Source organism: Streptomyces sp. NPDC005070 (genome assembly GCF_053600395.1).
This window is the reverse complement of the sequence record NZ_JBSFZS010000016.1, coordinates 20,578-39,466: the sequence shown is the minus strand read 5'-3', so window position 1 is coordinate 39,466 and position 18,889 is coordinate 20,578. Positions and strand designations below refer to the sequence as shown.

Annotated in this window: 17 protein-coding genes and 1 pseudogene; 10 read left to right on the top strand and 8 right to left on the bottom strand. The window is 65.8% G+C overall.

Features of this window, described 5'->3' with window-relative positions; all coding sequences use genetic code 11:
* Positions 1-29: 29 nt before the first annotated feature.
* A complete protein-coding gene (locus tag ACWEBX_RS08165; RefSeq protein WP_451884083.1) occupies positions 30-1,910 on the bottom strand; it encodes a DNA/RNA helicase domain-containing protein in 1,881 nt (626 codons plus the stop codon).
* 340 nt (positions 1,911-2,250) lie between these two features.
* Here ACWEBX_RS08165 and ACWEBX_RS08160 point away from each other — a divergent pair, with 340 nt between their 5' ends.
* From ACWEBX_RS08160 to ACWEBX_RS08145, 4 genes are all read left to right on the top strand, one after another.
* Positions 2,251-3,216 carry a DUF3883 domain-containing protein gene (locus ACWEBX_RS08160; RefSeq protein WP_451884082.1) on the top strand — a complete coding sequence of 322 codons (966 nt, stop codon included), beginning with the start codon at positions 2,251-2,253 and terminating at the stop codon, positions 3,214-3,216.
* Positions 3,217-3,997: 781 nt separating this feature from the next.
* Positions 3,998-4,543 (top strand): helicase associated domain-containing protein, encoded by a 546-nt coding sequence (locus ACWEBX_RS08155; RefSeq protein ID WP_451884081.1) that lies wholly within the window; start codon positions 3,998-4,000, stop codon positions 4,541-4,543.
* Positions 4,474-4,917, top strand: a complete 444-nt coding sequence (locus ACWEBX_RS08150) for a helicase associated domain-containing protein (protein ID WP_451884080.1) — start codon at positions 4,474-4,476, stop codon at positions 4,915-4,917. Before ACWEBX_RS08155 ends, ACWEBX_RS08150 begins: the two co-directional genes overlap by 70 nt.
* Positions 4,914-5,216 (top strand): helicase associated domain-containing protein, encoded by a 303-nt coding sequence (locus ACWEBX_RS08145; protein ID WP_451884079.1) that lies wholly within the window; start codon positions 4,914-4,916, stop codon positions 5,214-5,216. Before ACWEBX_RS08150 ends, ACWEBX_RS08145 begins: the two co-directional genes overlap by 4 nt.
* Positions 5,217-5,297: 81 nt before the next feature.
* On the opposite strand, the gene ACWEBX_RS08140 is transcribed toward ACWEBX_RS08145, so the two are convergent.
* Both ACWEBX_RS08140 and ACWEBX_RS08135 read right to left on the bottom strand, forming a co-directional pair.
* Positions 5,298-5,498 carry a hypothetical protein gene (locus tag ACWEBX_RS08140; RefSeq protein WP_451884078.1) on the bottom strand — a complete coding sequence of 67 codons (201 nt, stop codon included), beginning with the start codon at positions 5,496-5,498 and terminating at the stop codon, positions 5,298-5,300.
* A 299-nt stretch (positions 5,499-5,797) separates the two neighbouring features.
* Positions 5,798-6,574 (bottom strand): hypothetical protein, encoded by a 777-nt coding sequence (locus ACWEBX_RS08135; protein WP_451884077.1) that lies wholly within the window; start codon positions 6,572-6,574, stop codon positions 5,798-5,800.
* 279 nt (positions 6,575-6,853) lie between these two features.
* Here ACWEBX_RS08135 and ACWEBX_RS08130 point away from each other — a divergent pair, with 279 nt between their 5' ends.
* Positions 6,854-7,396: a DUF6368 family protein gene (locus ACWEBX_RS08130; RefSeq protein WP_451884076.1), complete on the top strand. Its 543-nt coding sequence runs from the start codon at positions 6,854-6,856 to the stop codon at positions 7,394-7,396.
* Positions 7,397-7,416: 20 nt separating this feature from the next.
* On the opposite strand, the gene ACWEBX_RS08125 is transcribed toward ACWEBX_RS08130, so the two are convergent.
* Both ACWEBX_RS08125 and ACWEBX_RS08120 read right to left on the bottom strand, forming a co-directional pair.
* A complete protein-coding gene (locus ACWEBX_RS08125; RefSeq protein ID WP_451884075.1) occupies positions 7,417-8,061 on the bottom strand; it encodes a transposase in 645 nt (214 codons plus the stop codon).
* 221 nt (positions 8,062-8,282) lie between these two features.
* Positions 8,283-9,011 carry a transposase family protein gene (locus ACWEBX_RS08120; protein WP_451884074.1) on the bottom strand — a complete coding sequence of 243 codons (729 nt, stop codon included), beginning with the start codon at positions 9,009-9,011 and terminating at the stop codon, positions 8,283-8,285.
* A 171-nt stretch (positions 9,012-9,182) separates the two neighbouring features.
* Here ACWEBX_RS08120 and ACWEBX_RS08115 point away from each other — a divergent pair, with 171 nt between their 5' ends.
* From ACWEBX_RS08115 to ACWEBX_RS08095, 5 genes are all read left to right on the top strand, one after another.
* Complete coding sequence (locus tag ACWEBX_RS08115; RefSeq protein WP_451884073.1) at positions 9,183-9,608, top strand: hypothetical protein; 426 nt, start codon at positions 9,183-9,185, stop codon at positions 9,606-9,608.
* Positions 9,609-9,964: 356 nt separating this feature from the next.
* Positions 9,965-10,873, top strand: a complete 909-nt coding sequence (locus ACWEBX_RS08110; protein ID WP_451884072.1) for a tyrosine-type recombinase/integrase — start codon at positions 9,965-9,967, stop codon at positions 10,871-10,873.
* A gap of 102 nt (positions 10,874-10,975) precedes the next feature.
* Positions 10,976-12,154: an IS4 family transposase gene (locus ACWEBX_RS08105; RefSeq protein ID WP_451884071.1), complete on the top strand. Its 1,179-nt coding sequence runs from the start codon at positions 10,976-10,978 to the stop codon at positions 12,152-12,154.
* Positions 12,155-12,561: 407 nt separating this feature from the next.
* Positions 12,562-13,794 carry a hypothetical protein gene (locus ACWEBX_RS08100; protein WP_451884070.1) on the top strand — a complete coding sequence of 411 codons (1,233 nt, stop codon included), beginning with the start codon at positions 12,562-12,564 and terminating at the stop codon, positions 13,792-13,794.
* A gap of 19 nt (positions 13,795-13,813) precedes the next feature.
* Complete coding sequence (locus ACWEBX_RS08095; protein ID WP_451884069.1) at positions 13,814-15,205, top strand: hypothetical protein; 1,392 nt, start codon at positions 13,814-13,816, stop codon at positions 15,203-15,205.
* A 553-nt stretch (positions 15,206-15,758) separates the two neighbouring features.
* On the opposite strand, the pseudogene ACWEBX_RS08090 reads toward ACWEBX_RS08095, so the two are convergent.
* The 3 genes and pseudogenes from ACWEBX_RS08090 to ACWEBX_RS08080 form a co-directional block, all read right to left on the bottom strand.
* Positions 15,759-15,929 (bottom strand): annotated as a pseudogene (locus tag ACWEBX_RS08090) (S1 RNA-binding domain-containing protein); the annotation flags it as partial.
* Between the two features lie 356 nt (positions 15,930-16,285).
* Positions 16,286-16,912 carry an SHOCT domain-containing protein gene (locus tag ACWEBX_RS08085; protein ID WP_451884068.1) on the bottom strand — a complete coding sequence of 209 codons (627 nt, stop codon included), beginning with the start codon at positions 16,910-16,912 and terminating at the stop codon, positions 16,286-16,288.
* Between the two features lie 724 nt (positions 16,913-17,636).
* Complete coding sequence (locus ACWEBX_RS08080) at positions 17,637-18,035, bottom strand: hypothetical protein (RefSeq protein ID WP_451884067.1); 399 nt, start codon at positions 18,033-18,035, stop codon at positions 17,637-17,639.
* Positions 18,036-18,889: the final 854 nt, after the last annotated feature.

Here is an 18,889-nt window from a genome sequence, read left to right as displayed (position 1 = left end):
GCGGCCGGAGCCTTGTCGTGTCCAGCGGCTCAGTGGGCCATGGTTTGGCTGATGAGGCGGTCGAGGAGGCGCTGGGTGGTGGGGTCGGTGGCGTGGATGCGGGTGGTGTGGGTGCCGCGGGTGAGGAGGACGCGGTAGATGTTGAGGGCGTGGCGCAGGTATTGCTGTGGGGACAGGCCGCGGAGGGTCTCATCGTGGCTTTGGCCGGGGTGGGCTTCCCAGTGGTCGTTGTTCCAGGTGAGGTCGGGGCCGATGATGACGCCGGAGTGGCGGTATTCGAGGCCCTGGGCGGTGTAGATGCAGCCGATCTGCTGGTGGCCTCCGGTGTGGGTGGCCCAGAGCTGGCTACGCGGTGCGACCGGTTTGCCGTTGGTGTCGGTGAGGGTTTCGCGGGCATTCCACGCAGCTTTCCAGACGCGTGTTGGGCCGGTGGGGGAGGGGACGTCGATCTGGATATCGAGGGGGAGCGTGGGGGTGCGGGAGCGGTTGCGGGGCCAGGGCCAGCAGAACCCGGCGGTGGTACGCGCGCTGTGCCCGGCGGCGGTAGCCCGCTCGACTTGTTGCTGGAGGACGAAGGGGTCGCCGGCGAGGCTGAGGTCGTAGCCGGAATGTCCCGTCCAGGCAACTGGCGTCCCGTACAGGAGGGCGTCCACCCAGTCGGTGTAGGCAGCTGAGCCGGCGCAGCGAAACGATCCGGTGAGCTCCAGGTGGTGGTGCACCCGGCCAAGACGTCGGGCGGCTGCGTCGATCTCATCGACGGTGGTGCCTTCGTCGGGGCGGATGATCTGGCGCTCGTCGAGAAAGATGACGGCCAGCGGGACGTGTTCCACTACGGCAGCCAGGTCCGGCGGCAGCCCGCTGGCGCCGTTGCGTTTGATGCGCTGCGCCTCGTCGATGACGAGCGCACCAGCCTGATGCGCAGTGCTGCGCAGGGCACCGATGCCGGGGAAGAGTTCGCGTGCGGCGCTGTGGGCGCGCACGGCTTCCTGGAGGTGGGCGCGCAGGGTCCCCGACGGTGTGATGAAGCGGGGGCGGGTCGCGGGGTGGTTGCGCATGAGGCTGCCAAGGAGCCGCACGGCGAGCGCGGTCTTGCCGCTGCCCGGGCCGCCGCTCACGGTGATGACCGCACCGTCCCCCTTGCGTACCGGCTGTTCGCCGCGGGCGGGCAGGTGGCGCGCTGCCTCGGCGCGGATGCGCACGAACGCGTCCTGTTGGTCGCCCACCAGCGCGAAGGTGCTGGTGCCCTCCAGTTCTGATCCGACATGGCTGAGCAGCCGGCTGGAAGGCTCCCAATGGATGCCCTCGAAAGCGGTCACCTGTGCGGCGTCCGGCGCGGCCAGGCCGTCGCAGCGCAGCATGCCGATCAGCGTCTGTGCTGGGGCGGCCAGGTCAGCGCCGCTCAGGACCGGTATATCGGCGACTTGGTGAGCGTGGGGACGCAGCGCAGCCGCCTGCTCTGTACTGGCGTTGTGCAGTACCACCACCGCCCGCACATCCAGTTGCGGTGCTCCGGCAGGCCGCCAGTGAGTGAAGAAGCTCCGGTAGGCGGCGACCTGGAACACCGGATGGGTCGTCACCACGTTGTCACTGCGCAGGACGCGCTCCGCATCGAGGATGCGGCAGTTCTGCCATTGCTTCAGTTCGACCACCACCAGGCCTAGCCCGCCGCCCGGGCCGGCACCGACCAGGAGAGCATCCAGGCGCCGGCTGCCGCCTGGCGTCCCGTACTCCAGATACACCTGCAGATCCGACAATCCCGCCCGTACCAGCGCCTGGAGCAGAGGCGGCCAACTGTTGCGCCAGCTGCGCATCTCAGACTTGTCCGGGACGCCGAATCCGGCCGCCGCATACCGGGCCGCGCACGCCTGCAAGAACGATGGATCACCGACGCGGGTGGCGATCTCGCCCACCCGGCCCGCTGCGGCACACGCGACCCTCCCCGCCGTCAGGGCTGCTGAGTCTGGCGCGGGTCGTGGGGAGGGGACTGAGAAGTCGTCGGCGGAGGTGGCTGTGGCGGCCTGGTCGGGCACGTGTCTTCCCCGGGTTCTGAGACACCTCACAGCCGCTTCTGCATGGTTGACCGCCTGGCGGCTTCGGGCCGTCGCGTGCTCGATGGGACGGGCTGCCGGATGGTCAGTAGCCGTCTCTGGACTGTGAGTTGTCGTCCTCTGCTGGATCCTGACCCGCGCAGACTACCAAACCGGAGAACTCTATCGACCAGTGGATAACAGCATGCTTATGATGCCCTGCATGAAGAGTTCGACGTTCATCATGGTCCACGTGGGCCAGAGCACCGAGTCCCAGCGCAACCTCGAGCACGGCATCGAGACACTCTCCTGGGGCTTCCCGGAGAAGAAGCCCGAATACCAGGACGCCCACCCCCGGTTCGCGCTTCTGGCCACCGGCGCCTCGCCACGCGTCCAGCTCGAAAACTGGCTCCAGGACAGCGCCACGCTCTACCTCTTCCAAGTTCGCGGCGGCTTCTACGAAGGCAAGTCCTGGCACTGGCCCGACGAGGAAGCCGAGCAGCGCCTGAAGTACCCCCAGCGCTTCGGTATCGAGCCGCTGGCCAAGCTCGAGAACGTCCCCCTGGGCCCCGAAGGCCCGCTCACCGAGGCGGGCAGCGATGCGATCCGCCGCTCCGGCACCGACCGCGGCATGGGCAAGCTCGTCCAGATGCCCGCCCAGCAACTCCTGGAGCTCGCCGGAATTCCCTTCGACCCCGTCGAGCCCGAAGACGTCCCACTCGACAAGGCGCCGGGCTTCACCGCCGAGCAGGTCGAGGGCAAGAAGAAGCCCCAGCGCCGCCGCCGCGGCGCCGGCTACATCTCTGACCCCAAGAAGCGAAAGGTCATCGAGGAGTACGCCGAAGAGATCGCCACCGCCCACTACGCAGGAGACGGCTGGACAGTCGAGAAGCTGGGCAAGCCCTACGACCTGCGCTGCACCCGAGGCGCGGAGGAACGGCACGTGGAGGTCAAGGGCACCACGGGGGCTGCGACGAGCGTTGAACTGACAATCAACGAGGTCCTCCACGCCAGGGACAAGGCCAACACTGTTGACCTGTACGTCGTCAGCGACATCAAGGTCGACACCCGGACCGATCCCTACACCCCCAGCGAGGGCACCGTCTCTCACTACACCAACTGGGAGCCGGCCGAAGAAGACCTCAGACCCCGAAAGTATGAATACCGACTCCCGGACCAGACGCACTGAACTTCACGCTCGCTGTCAATGAGGCATTTTTTCGAGGTGCGTGGCTCGGTGTGCCTGCTACGCGTGCGCCAGAGCCTTACGGCGCGCCTCTGCCTCACTCTCAGGGAATCAGGGTCGTCTTCCCGTAGCGCGAATGGTACGTGTTGAGCGACATGATCGGACCAATGCGATCACTGCGGCGTGCACCGGGTAAAACCGGGCAGAGGCGCTGATCGCCGGGGTTGAGAGTCCCTCCCTCGTCCTGCGACCAGGCGTTGGAAGACCGGTGCTTGCAGAGTTCTTCGAGGTTGGGCGTGGGGTCGTAGACCGGTCATCCCAACGTAGGAACCAACCGCGCTCAGCAGATCGATCGCCAGTGAACTGCCGTCGCAACAACTCCTGCACCATCTCTTGCGGCTACTCCTGCGCCTTCTCTTGCAACATCTCTTTTGCGACCCATCTCGGGAGCACCAGTGCTCTGGCAGGTCAACCCAGCATTTCGTCCCGTGGTGGGACTGCTGACATTCTCTCTGTCGCCCCTTTCCCCGGTAGTTGGTGATGGGTGAGTGATTGGTACGGGCTGGAGGCGGGGTGGTGCCGGTGTTCCGTGCCGGCTGTGCGGTGCTCCGCACCGGGGTCATGGCGGCAGCGTCGCGCTACCGCCCTCGGTGGAGAGAGCGGAAGCGGTGCCGGTCGCCGCGGGCCTGGTTCGCGGCGGCGAGTCGGTTGTGGAAGATCTCTCCGCCGATCAGCAGTGACCGGGTGAGCGCGTGCCCGCGCTGTCGGCGGTGGAGACCAGCACGTGCAGTGCCCGGTCCCCACCCGCAGCGTCGTCCGCTGCGCCCAGGCCCTCGGCCGAGCCCTGCGCCTGGACGTCTCCGGAAAGACCGCCTCCCTGATCGTTCCCGTCTGCATCCCGACCGGCACCGACAGCCAGAGCATCCTCGGAACCGCCTACGAGCCGGTGTGGGCGATCGCCACCGCGCTGGCCGGCCACGACCACCGCATCATGGAACGCCTCCCCGACAAGGCCAACCGGGTGCCCCGCGAGAGCAGCCAGGTCATCGCGCGCCGCTGGAGCTTCGACTTCACCGTCCACCCCGAACGCATCGCCCAAGTGATGGACCTGGCCTCCTTCGACCCCCGCGACCAGCCCGCCTCCCGCCGCCTCGGGCTCGCGGCCGCCCAGAACTACCGCGCCGAAATGGGCCACCTCGACGTCCCCGCCGACTACACCGACCCCACCGGCTACACCCTCGGCACCTTCATCACCACCATGTGCGACGCCCGCGCACCGCCGGCCGCCTCGACGCCGACTGGACCGCCGAACTCGACACGCTCGGCATGATCTGGGACAAGCACGACGCCGCCTGGCGCTCCCGCCTGACCGTGGCCGCCGACTACCTGCGCGCCCACGGCCACCTCGCCGCACCCGCCACCACCTCCGTCGGGGCCTGGCTCGCCGAACAACGCCCCCTCGCCGCCCACGACCGGCTCGACGCGGCCCGCGCGCAGGATCTGGCCGCCCTCGCCCCCGACTGGCGCCTGCCCCACGGCGCGGACTGGCACCGCAAATACCACCTGCTGCGCGCCCACCTCGCTGCTGGCGCCGACCCGGCCGCGCTCACCTCGGACACGGTTCTGGCTGGGGTGAAGATCGGTTCCTGGCTGCAGCGTCAGCTCACCACCTGGCCCGCCCTCGCCCCGGCCAACAGCAGATGATGACCGTGCTCGGCCTCACCCCCGACACCCATCCGCTCGCCCCCGCCCGCCGCACCCGCCGCAGCTTCGAGGAGACGGTCCAGCTCCTGGAGCTCTTTCTCCACCGCGAAGGCCGCGCCCCCGCTTCCCGGGAGGAGATCGTCGTCGACGGCGACACCGTCCGGCTCGGCGCCTGGCTCGCCAAAGCCCGCACCAAACACCGCGACGGCCAGCTCCCCGAGGCTCACGCACGCCTGGTCGCCGTGCTCTTCGACGGCGACTGGACCACCGAGGGCGCCGTCCCGGCCGCCGTGGCGTAGACGCCCGCCGTCGGCCATGCGAGCTCGGCAGACGAGTTCGGCCGGGGACGTGTGCTGTTAACCGCCAAGGGTCGGCGTCTATCAGAGTGGAAGGGCCTCATCAACCACGGTCTTCAGGTCTGCTGGCAGGTCAGGTGAGTCCCGCCAGTTCTGGGCGATCAGCAAGAGAGCGACCCATGCGTCATGCGCCTCAGCGTTCGAATGCCCGGAAAACACTGCGTCCAGCACCCGCCTGGCGAGACCGTCGACAACCTCATACAGGGCATTCGAGACCTTGCTCACGTCATCCAGAGGCGAGCCCCCAGCATGGGGCGGTGCACCGTCGAGCCGGATGGTGACTGAGGCAGCCGAGTACGTCCTTCCATGGAGGAAGTCACGAAGGCTGCCAACTTGATGACGAGACGGCAGAACCGGCTGATCAGGACTCTGAGACACACCGTCACCCTATTTGAAGCGGGACCGTCGCCAACGTCTGGCTTCGTTCACTTCTGGGGCAGCGTTTGTCTGCCAGTTTGGGCAGCGGTTACGGATCTTGAGGCCCGTGTTCACGAGAAATAGCAGCGAGAGCGACGCGCGATGCGTTATTGCCTGGCGGGTGCTCGGATGAGTCCGATTCCGACCTTCGTCAGCATCTGGCCGAGGAGGTGGAGGGCTCGTGACCGGGCTGGCACTCCGCGCGCTGTTCCCGTCCAGTAGGCGTCAGTGAGCTTCTCCGTCGCTGTGAGGATCTGGTCGTCGTTCTGGGTGGCCAGGACGAGGACGAACCGCACGTAGTCGCCGATGTCGGTGCCCTGGGAGTGCTGATGCGTGAAGGTCCGCAGGCGCGGTGTCAGGGCGGGCAGGGTGCGGTCCGTCGGAAAGATCACGGCGAGTCCGGCGAGGGTGAGGCGAACCGCTGGGGTTTCGGCCGACCAGCGGGCCAGCAAAGCTGGAACGCGAGCCTGGACCGCGCTGCGGGCCCGGGCCTCGCTGTCGGGATCGGCATGCTGTGGGGTGGCCGGCCAGGTCTCGGCGAGATGGCGCTCGGCGACAGTGGCAGCCCTGAACAGCAGGTCGACGGCTTGGAACCGGTGCCGGGCGGGAATGCGGTCGTCGACTGCGAGGGCCGTGACCAGGGCGAGGCCGTCAGCCGTGGCCGGCCGGCAGGTGTCCTGGTGAAGGATCTCGCTGTAGAAGTCGCCGAGGAAGCTCCGGTCGTCCCAGCACGGGTCGACCTCGGCGTCGAACAGCATCGCGGCCTGGGGCGGCCTGGGGCCCAGCATGCGGTCGGCGATGACGTCCCGGAACAGCTGCCGGAGCGGCGGACCAGCAGCGTTCGTGGTGTGCTGGGTCTGCTCGGGTTCGGCGTCCGTGTCCATGGCCAGCGCAGCTTACTGGAGCATGTCGGGCCGACGGCCCGTCGCCTGGATGGGGGTGGGTGGTCGGCCCCGAGTCTGCCGCGGTCAGCCGGCGTTGGCCGATTCCTCGGCTCGAGCTCGGGTGGAGACGAGGCGGTAGGGAGTCGGTGCCGGTCTCGATAGTTGGACATCAGTCGGCTCGTGGATGTTCACGAGAAGTGGTTCTGGCTCAGCTTCTGTGACGCGGCCACCATGAGTTTTCGGTTGGGGTGACAGTCCCGGCTGGTTAGGCTCCGGGCCATGAGCGGACCGGTGTTGGTGATCGAGTTGGCGGAGGCCGTCCCCCGCGTGGAGATCCAGCGGCTCCGCGAGTTCCTGCTAGGCGCCTCGGCACGGTTTGAGGAGAAGCGGGTCGGCGAGTACGACCTGAACATTCGCGCGGAGAGCCTCGGGATCACGGATGCCGGGGACGCAGACGGACGTCGGCCCTTCCTGGTCTCTCTCACGGGGCCTGGGACCGGTGACGAGGCCATCTTCGAGGCCGAGCACGCCGACGAAGTCGACCAGGAATCCCTCATCGGCTTCACCCCCACCCACGCGGTCGACGTCATCGCGTTCTGCAACCGTCCTGTCGACCACCTCGTCACGGCCCTGCTGACCGCCACCGTCATGGATGTCATCGGTGGTGTCGTTAACGCCGAACTGCGAGAAGATCAGGTTTCAATCGTGGCTGGCCTTCCCGGCATCGTCGCAACGACGACCGATCTGTGGCCCGGCGTGTACGGCTCGGCGGAATTCCTCCGAGCATGGGCTCAACAGCCCGGTTTCCGGCTCCTTAAGTAGCTGGAACTCAGCCAGCGGGCTCACGCGAGTAGTACCCGCTTGCGTAGCAACTTGAAGCCAGCTCGGCCGAACATCTGGCGCTTGAGCATCTTGATCCGGTTGACGTGCCCTTCGACGACACCGGAGTTCCAGGCCAGGGTCAGTCCGGAGACGACGGCGTCGAGGTCGCGGGTGATGCCGGCGGCGAGGGTGTGGAGGCTGGGCAGGTCGTCCTGCCGGACGGCGTCGAGCCAGTCAGGCAGGCGCTCGCCCTGGCGCTCGGTGAGCATGGTCGCGAAGGAGCGGACGTGCCGGGTCAGGGCGTCGATTTCGGGGCAGTGGGCACGGACAGTCTTGAGCTGGAGCTGTTCGGGCTCGGTGAGGGTTTCCGGGCGGCGGAGGATCCATCCGGCGACCGTCCGGGGCGAGGGCGGCCGGGCAGTCACTGGCCATGGTGAGGTGCGCTTGTCGTGCAGGTAGGCGCGGACGCGCTGGTAGCTGCCTTTGTAGCCGAGGGGCACGATCTCCTCCCAGAGCTTCCAGGCGTTGGTGCAGCCCTCGTTCCAGCGGTCGTCGAGGTAGGCCTTGTACTCATCCAGGACGGAGGGCCGGTGCTGCCACTGGCCGGTGAAGAGCTCTTCCGGTGTCGCGGCGTCGGCGAACTGTTTGACGGTGCGGTAGGTCATGCCGAGCTGGCGCTGGATCGAGCGGCGGCTGTGCCCGGCCTCCAACAGTGCGTGGACGGCGGCGTGCCGGGTCCGGGTGCGGTCGGCGAACCGGTGTCCCCGCGGCCAGGGTGACCCGTTCGCTTCCTCGGCAGAGGCAGGCTCTGGCTCGGCGGGGGTCGTGGGAACCAGGGATCGAAGGCAGCGGCGGTGTTGAGCGACGCTCCGCTCGGCGGCTTCGCTCAGGTTGTGCCAGAGGTGCCACCGGTCCGCAACCTGGATGGCTTGTGGGGCGCCGAGGGCGGCGCCCTCGGCGAAGAACGGCGCCCGGTCCCGGCAGACGACCTCGACGCGGGCCGTTGGTCGAGCCAGGCCGCCAGGCTCGATGCCTCCCGGTCGGGCAGCAGATCGATGGGACGGCGGGTCTCGACATCGACCAGGACAGTCCCATAGTGGCGGCCCTTGCGGGTGGCGTATTCGTCGACACCGACCACCCGCGGAGCGGGCACCTCAGGATCGGGAAGAGCTTCGACCAGGCGCAGGAAAGTGCTGCGGCTGACGGACACCCCGAGGGCAGGGACCAGACGAGTGCTGGCCCGGCCTGCCAGGGCGAGACCGACCGAGACCAGAGTCGACCGCAGCCGCTCGGTCCGCTGACCGTGCCGGCGGGTCAGGCCGGGTATCTGCTCGACGAAGGTGCGGCGTGCGCAGTCCGAGTTCCCGCAGGCGAAACGGCGGACCCGCAGCCGGAGAACAACACTTCGTCCGGCGCTCGGCACATCAGCGGGAAACCGCAGGTAGGAGCCATGAACCCGGTTCGACCAGACCCCACAAACCGGGCACAGGGCACCGTCCGTAGTGCAGTGTGCGTCGACGCGCACAATCTCGATATCCACGTCCACTGACATCACCGCGATGTCTGCGATCGACGGGAACAACAGCTCCTTCAGCTGGAGCACGACCTCTTCCACGGCCCCGAACTGTCGGCCCAACGACCTCGTCCACAGGCTATTTTCAGGCGACTTGACGTACCGCCCGGAGACGACGAGCCGTCACTCAGCGTGGCCGCGTCACAGAAGCTGAGCCAGAACCCGAGAAGTGACGGCAGCGCCGTGCCGCTGAGGCGGACGGACGAAGGTGCGATGGATTCGTTCGTGGTGACAGATGCCGAGTGGGCCCGGATTCTCAAGGGTCTGCGCTTCGGGCAGGTCTTCGAGGGCACTGTGGTGAAGGTTCCCAGGCCCGGTGCGATCGGGATCCTTGTGGACATCGGCCTGAGTGTCGGAGGCTTTGTCGACGTCCTGCTGCTGCCGGACGAGAGCGAGGACTGGCCGACGGAGGGCACGGTTGCCGATTTCGAGATCTGGTGGGGTGACAGCCGCCAGCAGATTCGACTGAAGCCATCCGATTCTCGGTATCTGCGGAACGATTTCACAGACTTCGTCGAACGCGTCCGTCCCAGTTGGCCTGCCGACGTCGGCCAACCCGTTCGTGACCCGGGGCCTGTCACCCCCGACGAGTTGCGGGCCCCGCTTCGCTCCGATGGGTCGTCGGCCGGTTCCCCCTGAGAAGTGGCGGACGCTTCCAGCGGAACCTAGGTGGCCGCGGCTTCGGCTCGGGCGCTGGCGAGGCGGTAGGAGCCGAGATCCTGCTCGCCGCCGCGCCCGCAACTGGCCTGACCGCCGTCAAGGTCGGCGCCGTCTGGCGGGTAGCCTCCGGATCGCGCACGGCCGTTACTGGCCCAACCTCAGAGCCTCCCAGCCCTACGCCGTCTTCCCGGCACACAACGGCATCCACACCCTGACCCTGGTTATCGACGAGGACCAGCACCGGCCCAGTACTGCCATTATCTTCATGATGATCTTTCCATCAGCCACGTCAGCCACATGTGCAGTGAACGGGCTGGATCATCGGTATCCAAGGGGTGTTCGGCATCACAGGCACGTTTGCCACGTCGTTCCGCGCAGAGCGGGCGACGCTGACCCAAGACAGGACAGGCTGGGTGATCGTCGGGGCTGACGACTACGCCCTTCACCGTGAAGGCTCGCTCTTCCTCGCAGGACTGCGGGACGCCGGCCGGGCCTACAACACGGAGAGGACGTACGCCGGGCGTGCGGCGCTGTACCTGTCGTACTGCACGTTCCACCGCTTGGAGTGGGCGCAGATCACGGTGTGGCAGCTCGCGCGCTTCCTGCACTGGCTGGCGGAGGAGCCGTTGCCCTCCCGGGCCCGTGGTGGGGGCGGGCCGGAACGATTCCGCGACGAGAACACCGCGAACGCGATCATGGGGACGGTCTGCGAGTTCCTGAGCTTCGGCGTACGCATGAAGTGGGTCGATCCCGAACTGGCCGGGCAGCTGACCGAGCCCCGCTACCTGCGCTATCTACCGAAGGGCTTCGATCCCGGCGAGAACGGCCAGCACCGTACGGTCCGCTCGCGAATACTCAAGCTCCGGGGTGTCGACTCGGGGATCGAGTGGCTGACGGTCGACCAGATCGCCCGGCTGATCGACGTCACCCGGCACGCGCGGGATCGCTTCTTGGTGCTCCTGCTGTGGTGCACCGGCATGAGGATCGGCGAGGCGCTCGGGCTGCGCCGTGAGGACATGCACCTGCTGGCCGACTCGCAGGCATTCGGCTGCCAGGTCAAGGGCCCCACACGTGCACGTGCGGCGCCGCTTGAACAGCAACGGCGCCTGGGCGAAGTCGCGGCGGCCGCGATCCATCCCGGTCACCAGCGAGCTAGGCATCTGCTACGCCGACTACCTTTACGAGCGCTCGGCAGTCCCGCAGGCCGACTTCACCGAGCAGGTGCTCGTCAACCTCTTCCGTGAACCGCTCGGACAGGCGATGACGTACTCCGGGGTTAAGGGCAATGCCGTTGCTTTTGTCGTGGGCGTAGGCTTGATGGAGGTGGGTCCCGGGGGTGGTTTGGGGTGGCTTCGAGCGCGTCGGATTTATCGGGTCTTGGTCTGCTGACGTGGGTGTATCCGCCGGGTTTGGTGGACCGGGTGGTGGCTGCGTGCGGGCGTGCGGAGCAACGGAGACGGCTCCTTCCTGCGCGGCTGGTGGTGTATTTCGTTCTGGGGCTGGCGCTGTTTTCGCCTGCTCCGTATCTCGAGGTGATGCGGCATCTGGTCTCGGGTCTGCGAGGGCTGGGAGGGCTGGGCGATTGGCATGTTCCGGCGAAGTCTTCGCTGTTCAGAGCTCGGCAGCGGCTCGGTTTCGAACCGCTGCAGGTGATGTTCGCGGCGACTGCAAAGCCGATGGCGGAGGCGTCGACGCCTGGTGCGTTCTGGCGGGGTCTGCGGGTGTTGGCCGTGGACGGGACCTGCTGGGACGTCGCCGACACGGAAGCCAACCAGGCCGCGTTCGGGCGGCCCGGCAGCGGCCGCGGCCCGAAGCGCAGTGCGTTTGTCCAGGTGCGGATGGCGGCGCTGGTGGAGGTGGGCAGCCATGCGGTGCTGGATGCGGAACTCGCCGGCTGCCGGACCGGTGAAGTCACCCTCGTCGGCCGTCTACCCCGGTCCTGCGCTGCGGGCCAGCTGGTGCTGGCCGACCGCGAGTTCCTCGGCGTCCCGCTCTGGCGGGCTTTCACCGACAGCGGTGCCGACCTGCTCTGGCGGGTGCCGGCCAACCGCGTCCTGCCCGTGAACAAGCTGCTGCATGACGGATCATGGCTGTCCAATATCCACGCAAAAACCGACCCGGCGAAACGAGACCCGGTCCAGGTCCGCGTCCTGGCCTACCAACTCAAAGGGAGCGGCAAGGACGCTGCGGCAAACAACTATCGCCTGGTCACCACACTGTTGGACCCCCGCCGCTATCCGGCACGGCAGCTGGCCGCTCTCTATCGCGAGCGCTGGGAGATCGAGTCCGTCTTCGCCGAGATCAAGACCTTCCAACGCGGTGCCAAGGTGGTGCTCAGCAGCAAAACACCTGACGGTGTTCTTCAACAGATCTGGGCTCACCTCCTGGTCCACCACGCGCTGCGGGAACTCATGCTGAGAACCGCAGCCACCCGCCAACTCGACCCGGACCGCATCTCTTTCACCGAAACACTGCGTTCCGCCCGGCGCAGTGTGACCGTCACCCCGGGCGGCTTTTCCCCCTGAGCTCCTGGTCAGAGCACTGCAAGTACTTCAAGAAGACCTGCTGGAAAGACTCCTTCCAGTCAGACGGCTCCGCAGCCAGCCCCGCGTCGTCAAACGCAAGATGTCCAACTACTGGCTCAAGCGGGCTGAGCACCAAACCTGGCCCCAACCCACCAACACCGGCCCCCAAGCCATCCGCATCAAACGACCCAGATCACCCGACCCAGACCCGTAAAGCAACGGCATTGCCTCTAAGTCGTCTGGTCGTGGGCCGCGATCTGGGGCCGGCTGCACCAAGCTGGCCTCGCCCTGCTCAGCCGCGTGACGGATCACTGGCCACAGGCTGTCCAGGTGCGAGCGGCGAGGGGTAGGGGAAGAATGGGGCTTGGGCGCCTGACGGCACGGCTATTCTATTCTCGGAGCCCTTTATGCCTCTCCTGTTGGATGATTTCAGCACCGGCCCGGAAAGCTTCTCCGTACCACCCGGGACCATCGAGACCCACTTCCAGGCAGGCTCAATGCTAGGTGGGGCACGTTCGATAAAATTGCACAATAGTGCATCTCCAAAGGGAACCCCGGCGCGCCTGGATGTGGGCGGGCAGCGTCTCCTCCTGACACTTGACGCCGACCAGTGGGCCCGCCTCGATGTGACCTATGGGATAAAGGCAGATGGCGTATCTGACCTCGGGCTCAATCTCCACGAGGGCGGTCTCAGCGCCGACCGGATCCGAGTCACGATATCACGCCTAGATGACACTGCCGTCAACTTCAATCTCTTGATAGGCACCCCATCCGGCTGGACAAGCGCAGGCAAGAACGCCTACGAAGGTAAGACCGATTTCCTATTTTCTGAGTTCGCCGGACCGGCGGGCCAGGACTTTACGCATGTCAGATACATTGTCTTCACTTTCACAGTCAAAGGCAGCCTTAGGTTGGATAGCCTTGGAACGCCCGAGATCGGAGGCTCGCCATCGTTGGTTGCATCTCCAGCCGAGCTGGGCGGGAGTTCGGCACCTGTGGACTCGGCGTCGACTCTCGCGAATGTGGACAATCATCTCAATTTCGACCGAAAAAGGGGCTGGATACCTCAGCTAGCGGGCAATTCCACGCCTGTCGACGTCGTCTCATCGCTTCCTTCCTATACATTCGCTGACTGGGAACGGTACCTACAGATTGCCGTCTCACATCCTGATGTGAGGGAGATTCTTAGCGATGGATTCGTTTGGCTCGGCTGCCATCTGCTCACAGCACGAGGTGTAGAAGCTCCCGTTCAGGTGCTCGTTGCGCTGCGCAGGCCAACGTCAGCACAGGTTGTCGAGGTAGCCATCTCGGGCGAGACGGTCGTGAGTGTCACACTCAAGGAGCCGTGGGAGCATCCAGAGTCTCCGACCGAGATGGCTACCGCCATTGACCTGATTGCGTCCCATCCAGACTACGGACCGATTGTGGCAGGGCTTACTGGGCACGCTATCCTCCGCGTGCCAAATGCGCCACATGAGCATAGCAACGGCCATCGCTGCCTAAACGTGATGTTCACAGAATCGGACGATCAATTTGTTGAGCGCCTAGTCTGTTTCTCCGCCCTTGTCGATATCCAAACCCGACAACTGATCGCTACCCGCAAGTCTCCCTGCGCGGAAGCGACTAGAGGACCACAGTAGGCACCTGCGAGGGGTTACCGTGACCGAGCAACCCGATGGACATGTACTTTGGAGCAACTGGGCGTTTGATTACGCCGTCGCAGGCAGGCATGGGCTGAGCCTTTCAAATGGCTTCTTTCGGGGGCGGCGGATATTCAACAAACTCTCACTCCCGGTAATTCGGGTTAAGTATGTCGAAGACGAGCAGTTCTTCAGCGCGACTGGTGTGCCGACTTCCGTGTTGGGCATCGGCTGCGGGCCATATAACGATCAAATCATCTGGGACCCAGCCAATTTCGGCGAGGACCTTAACCCGATCTCTGGACCTCATCACCTCGTCCCGATCAAGAGCTGTGGAGGCAAGTACATCTGCGTCAGACAAACTGACATCGCGGGCTCGCAGTCGCTCTGGCTAGAACTCGGCGTCTACGCGCGAATCGGCGCCTATCACATCTATCAGGCCTGGTACTTGAACGACGGGGGAGTCATCTTGCCCCGCATCTTCAGCAAGGGTTTGTCGTGCAACCTCGACCATTGGCATCACCCTTACTGGCGCTTCGACTTCGATCTCGATGGCCCCGCCCACCAACGTGTAAATGTGTTCGGCAGCAACGGTTCTCAGTTCATAGGATTCGTAACAAAGGAAGGGCGGCTGCTCGACGATCCTGCCGGTGGGACTGTCTACAACGTAGAAAACCTGCAGACCGGCCTGAAGGCGTGGATCGTACCCCGACCTCTAGACGCCGCGGCTGGAATCGTCGGTCCTACACCTTTCTCTACGGTAGATGGGTACGTGCGGAAATTCCGCGAAGAAGAGGATGTCGACTGGCCTCATCGGCCCGAGCACGACATTGGATTTAGTGCGCACGGGCCCTGTGACGACGCCGATGTTGTGCTGTGGAACGTTGCTCACCTATTCCACCGCGTCGCTGAAGGAGCAGACCATTGGCACGAGGCTGGACCCACCATTATCGCGGATGTTCCCCCTGCGCCCCCACCCCCGGCAGAATCCCGTAGGGAGATCGACACCTCTGGGACAATGACCATCAAGGATTTCAAATTCGGCGGTCATGACAAGATTGAACACTTTGGTTTTAATAAGATCGTTACAGTCGACCCCGCCTCACCCCACGCGGAATTCTTTGTTCGGAAGGGCCCGGTCGGCGAAGTAACAGCCAATTTGAGCGTCCGAATCGACCTGCAATCGGATAATGCTGTCACTTATGCGGCTATCAGTGAGCTATACGACGGAAATGACCGTGTTGCCAGAGTTGAGGGCAACGGGCATGTTGCGGCCGGGGCAACCAACTCAGTCAAAATCCATCTCGCCGATCCTCACATTGGCGACCCCGACACCGCTGGAATGGTGTTCGACATAAAGAACGATCAAACCCCGGCGGGGGGGCCCCCTCTCGTGCCGCCCGACGGGTGACACTGCACGGGCTGAGGCCGCAGGATTGTCTGGCTTCCATCTTCTGCCCCACTTCGGACACTCCTCGGGGTTGTCGCTCAGCAGGGTGGGAGCACACTGCATGCAGTTTTGGCGGTGCCGGAGCACTTGTGCCCCACCGTCTATCTCCTGCTGTACGCGTAGTCGGTGAGAGATATGCGCGTACGCCAACGGCGGCCACTGCGTTGGTGAGCAGGGCGTAAGGCCCCAACCTGATCACATCGCGCCATCTCTCAGCGGACGGCCGACGCCGGTTTGGCTGCGGTCCCTGCTTCCAGGTCGGAAGCATGTTGCCCTCAGAGGGCGGTTCGTGTGTGTTTCCGTCGTCGCCTGATGGTGCGAGTGGGGGCGGAATCCGCTGGTCCGCAGCCGGTGGTCTGTTGGGGTGGCTGTGTGAGTGAACGCAAGCTGTACCCAAGCGACTTAAGGCGCCTACTCCGTCGGGCGGGCGCGGCCCCTGGACACGTTGGGTTCGTCCGCTAAGTGATCGGTGCCAACCTTCGCTGAAAAGTGCCATGTCTCGCTGACATTCTCACTGCCCGATCTCCACGATGTCCGACACCGCCTCGAAGTGATGAGCCCAGGTCAACTCGGCTGCGTTCACCAGTCCGTAGACGCCTCCGATGTCGACGAACGCGCCGAACCTCTCGATGGACGACACCACCCCTTTGCAGACCTGGCCCCGCTCCAGCGTCTCCAGGGCGGTCCCGCCACCTTGGTCTGCCGTCTCCGTCATACCGCCGTCCCTTCTCCAACGGCCAAGACTCTCACGTCAGACCAGCGCGAGGGAGGCAGCAGAGCGGCCTGAAGGTGGGGCCAACTCTCGTTGTTACTACCGGCCTTGAAGATCAGGAAGTGGGGCCAAAACTCGTTGTTGGGTGGGGCCACGACTCATCGGTGAAGCAACGGACCCCATACCCGGGTGAGGTGTGGCGCGAGCAGCCACCCGTGAGCCATCCCAGGGCGTGGCCCAACCTGACGCTCGCCTTGCGGCACCGCGCCAAGAAAATTTGGATCATCCACGTTGCCCCGGACGCGGGCGTCGACTGGCCGCCTCAAGTATCAGAGGCGCTTGAGTAGCTCAGCCTTCTTCTCCGTGAACTCCTGGTCTGTGAGGATGCCAGCGTCGTGGAGTGATGCGAGCCTTGCGATCTGCTCGACAACATCCGGCTGAGCTGCGACATGGGCCGGTGCCCCATGCTTGCCTCGCTGGATCACTGAAGAAGCGATGTCCAAGACCTTCTCGGTCACGCCAGGCTGCGCGGGGACGGGCTCCGAAGACTCGGCCTGCGTGGAGTTATCAGTTGCGACCTGCTGGCTCTCGAGCAATACGGAGAAGATCACGAACAGCTTCTCCGGCAGCTCAATGATGGACTGATTGCCGTCGGCCCAGTTCACGCGGACGGTGTGCCCGGATTTCATGGAAGCCCCGAGGCCGGCACCGACAGCCTTCCCGAGCATCCCAGGCAGAGCAGCCTTCGCGGCAGCCTGACCCATGACGCCAGCGATACCTTCCCTGGTTGAGAGTGCCTCCCACTCGAGCACGGTCTCGGCGTTGAGCTTGTGCCGCTTGAACGGGTTGCGCGGGTGCTGGATCGTGAGTCCGCCGTGACCCGAGAGAACGCTACCGCTCGCCAAGTGGCCGCCCACTACGCGTCCTTGGTTCGTCAGCGTCTGCAGAATCGCCATTCGCGAAACGTAGAGCAAGACTTCGGCCCGAATCAAGCCCAGAAGATCAGCCGGAAGTCATCACGGATCGAGAGGCTCAGGAGGGTCGTCGTGTGACATCTGAGCCTCCTTGAAGACGAGGAACTGGTACGAGAGGCACAAGCCGAAGATCCGCTCCGCATCGTCGGCGGCCGCGCCCAGCGGGCCCGGACGGCGGAAGCCCACGCGGGCGCGGTCGAGGGCGTTTGACGAGGGCGCATTCGAGGTCGCGGGGGAGAGGCAGACTCACGTTGGCGCGTGACCTGCGCGCGCCAGCGGGCTCCCGCCCCGCGGGCACCGGCTTCGGTGCTTTCCACGGCCGGACCCGACTGCTCCACCCCCTTTCGGACCCAGCGTTCGGCACACGGTGGCTGGTCGGCTCGGTCGGCACGCGACCAGCGTCGTGAAGCGGCCGCCCGACCGTGATCGCAACTCGGCTCTGGAGTCGGCTGCTTGGTGGGGTAGAGCGGATGCCGGGGGCTGTCCGGCTACGGTCAATCTCGTTTTGTGTTCCAGTCGGCGTCAGATGAAGGACAGTCTGTTTGGCCGGAGCTGCTACGCCTCAGCGCTCACGGTCCGCGGGGCTGGGCCGGATCAGTGACCTGATCGACGCCTGCGGTGTTCTCCTCGTACTGCCTCACATCCTCGGCCTGCCGCTGGTCAGGGCTTGTCCCCGCCAGCAGTCGGCTCGGCGCCACTCGTCTGTTCAGCTCCTTCGGCAGTGCCGTGCGACTGGCCGGCCGTTCGGTCGGCTTGTGCGGGGGGCTGTTCGTGCGACGTGGTCGATGATGATCTTTCGGTAGGTGCCGGCCAGCCGCACCAGGGGATGCTGCATGACCTCGCCCGCGGGTGGACGGCTCGGTTCGCTGGTCTTCGGTGCGTTGAACTGCTCAATGAGCGTTGCCTGCTTGCCGAGGGCTTCGCTGTGCTGCGGTGCGTCGGCGGCTCGGCGCAAGATCAGGGTCTCGGTGTCCGTGAGCTGTTCGCCCGCGGCATTGAGCCAGTCCTCCTCGTGGCGGATGAGCAGTTCCCGTGCCGCGTGCGCGGCCCGCCACTGGATCTCACGCCGAGGGCGGCCGAAGGCGCTCCACAACAGCGCGGGCAACGGACTCTCGTCCGGCTCGGGATGTGCCGGGGTGGTGGCAGGGTAGGGGGCGAGAAGACCGGTGAGGGTGTCGGCTGCGGCAGCGGGTTCGCACAGGTGACCGGACACCGGACGGCAGTGACGCACTCACGGACCTGCCAGCCCCAAGGCGGGAGGCGGCGGGATGGCTTCCGTGGCGGCGGCGTGAGGCCAGCTGACCTCGCATTTGCCGCCGGGGCCCTGTTTCCACGCTTGGGCTCTGACGGAGGCAGGTCCCGTCCGGGAGTTGGGCGCGGCCTGCCCGAGGTGGTCTGCTGGTGCAGAGTCCGGGGCAGGGTCCCACACCACCCGCTTGCGGCTGGAGGACCTGATTGCGGGCGACGGCACCGAGCAGGGTCCGGACGGCGGCACGATGGCCGGGAGGGGCGGTTGCACGTCACCGAGCTGACGACGGACCTGGGTGCGCCGGGGCGGAAGAGCCTGTGTGCCGATCAAACAAGGAGAACACTCAGGTCACGGCTCTGATCGCCTTTGCCGACGGCCTGTTGGGGGTCACGGAGTTGCGGCTGGTGATGGCTTGCGGGCACTGCATGGCGGGACATGCTGGCGTGGCTCGGGCCGGAGACGACAGGTCGTGATCGGCTCCACCGAGACAGGGGACATGGCCCGGAGGCCATGCCTGCATACCGGCCGTGATGCCTGTGCCACGGCGCGGGCGCAGTGCCCGCATCTGCGGCGGTGGCCCCGGGGCGCGGGGGAGTTCGTGCGGTGTGTGCGGCCTGGCCTCGATTGCCTGCCAGGCAAGATCACGGTTGCGGCACAGGTGTCGATTGTGTGTAGCGGGTGTGGTTAATCTGTGTCGTCGCCTGGGTTCT

Excerpts from the sequence above, each read along its gene's own strand:
- ACWEBX_RS08160 (WP_451884082.1), top strand. The coding sequence starts at position 2,251 with ATGAAGAGTTCGACGTTCATCATGGTCCACGTGGGCCAGAGCACCGAG.
- ACWEBX_RS08145 (WP_451884079.1), top strand. The coding sequence starts at position 4,914 with ATGATGACCGTGCTCGGCCTCACCCCCGACACCCATCCGCTCGCCCCC.
- ACWEBX_RS08135 (WP_451884077.1), bottom strand. The coding sequence starts at position 6,574 with ATGGACACGGACGCCGAACCCGAGCAGACCCAGCACACCACGAACGCT.
- ACWEBX_RS08130 (WP_451884076.1), top strand. The coding sequence starts at position 6,854 with ATGAGCGGACCGGTGTTGGTGATCGAGTTGGCGGAGGCCGTCCCCCGC.
- ACWEBX_RS08125 (WP_451884075.1), bottom strand. The coding sequence starts at position 8,061 with ATGACCTACCGCACCGTCAAACAGTTCGCCGACGCCGCGACACCGGAA.
- ACWEBX_RS08115 (WP_451884073.1), top strand. The coding sequence starts at position 9,183 with ATGGATTCGTTCGTGGTGACAGATGCCGAGTGGGCCCGGATTCTCAAG.
- ACWEBX_RS08100 (WP_451884070.1), top strand. The coding sequence starts at position 12,562 with ATGCCTCTCCTGTTGGATGATTTCAGCACCGGCCCGGAAAGCTTCTCC.
- ACWEBX_RS08085 (WP_451884068.1), bottom strand. The coding sequence starts at position 16,912 with ATGGCGATTCTGCAGACGCTGACGAACCAAGGACGCGTAGTGGGCGGC.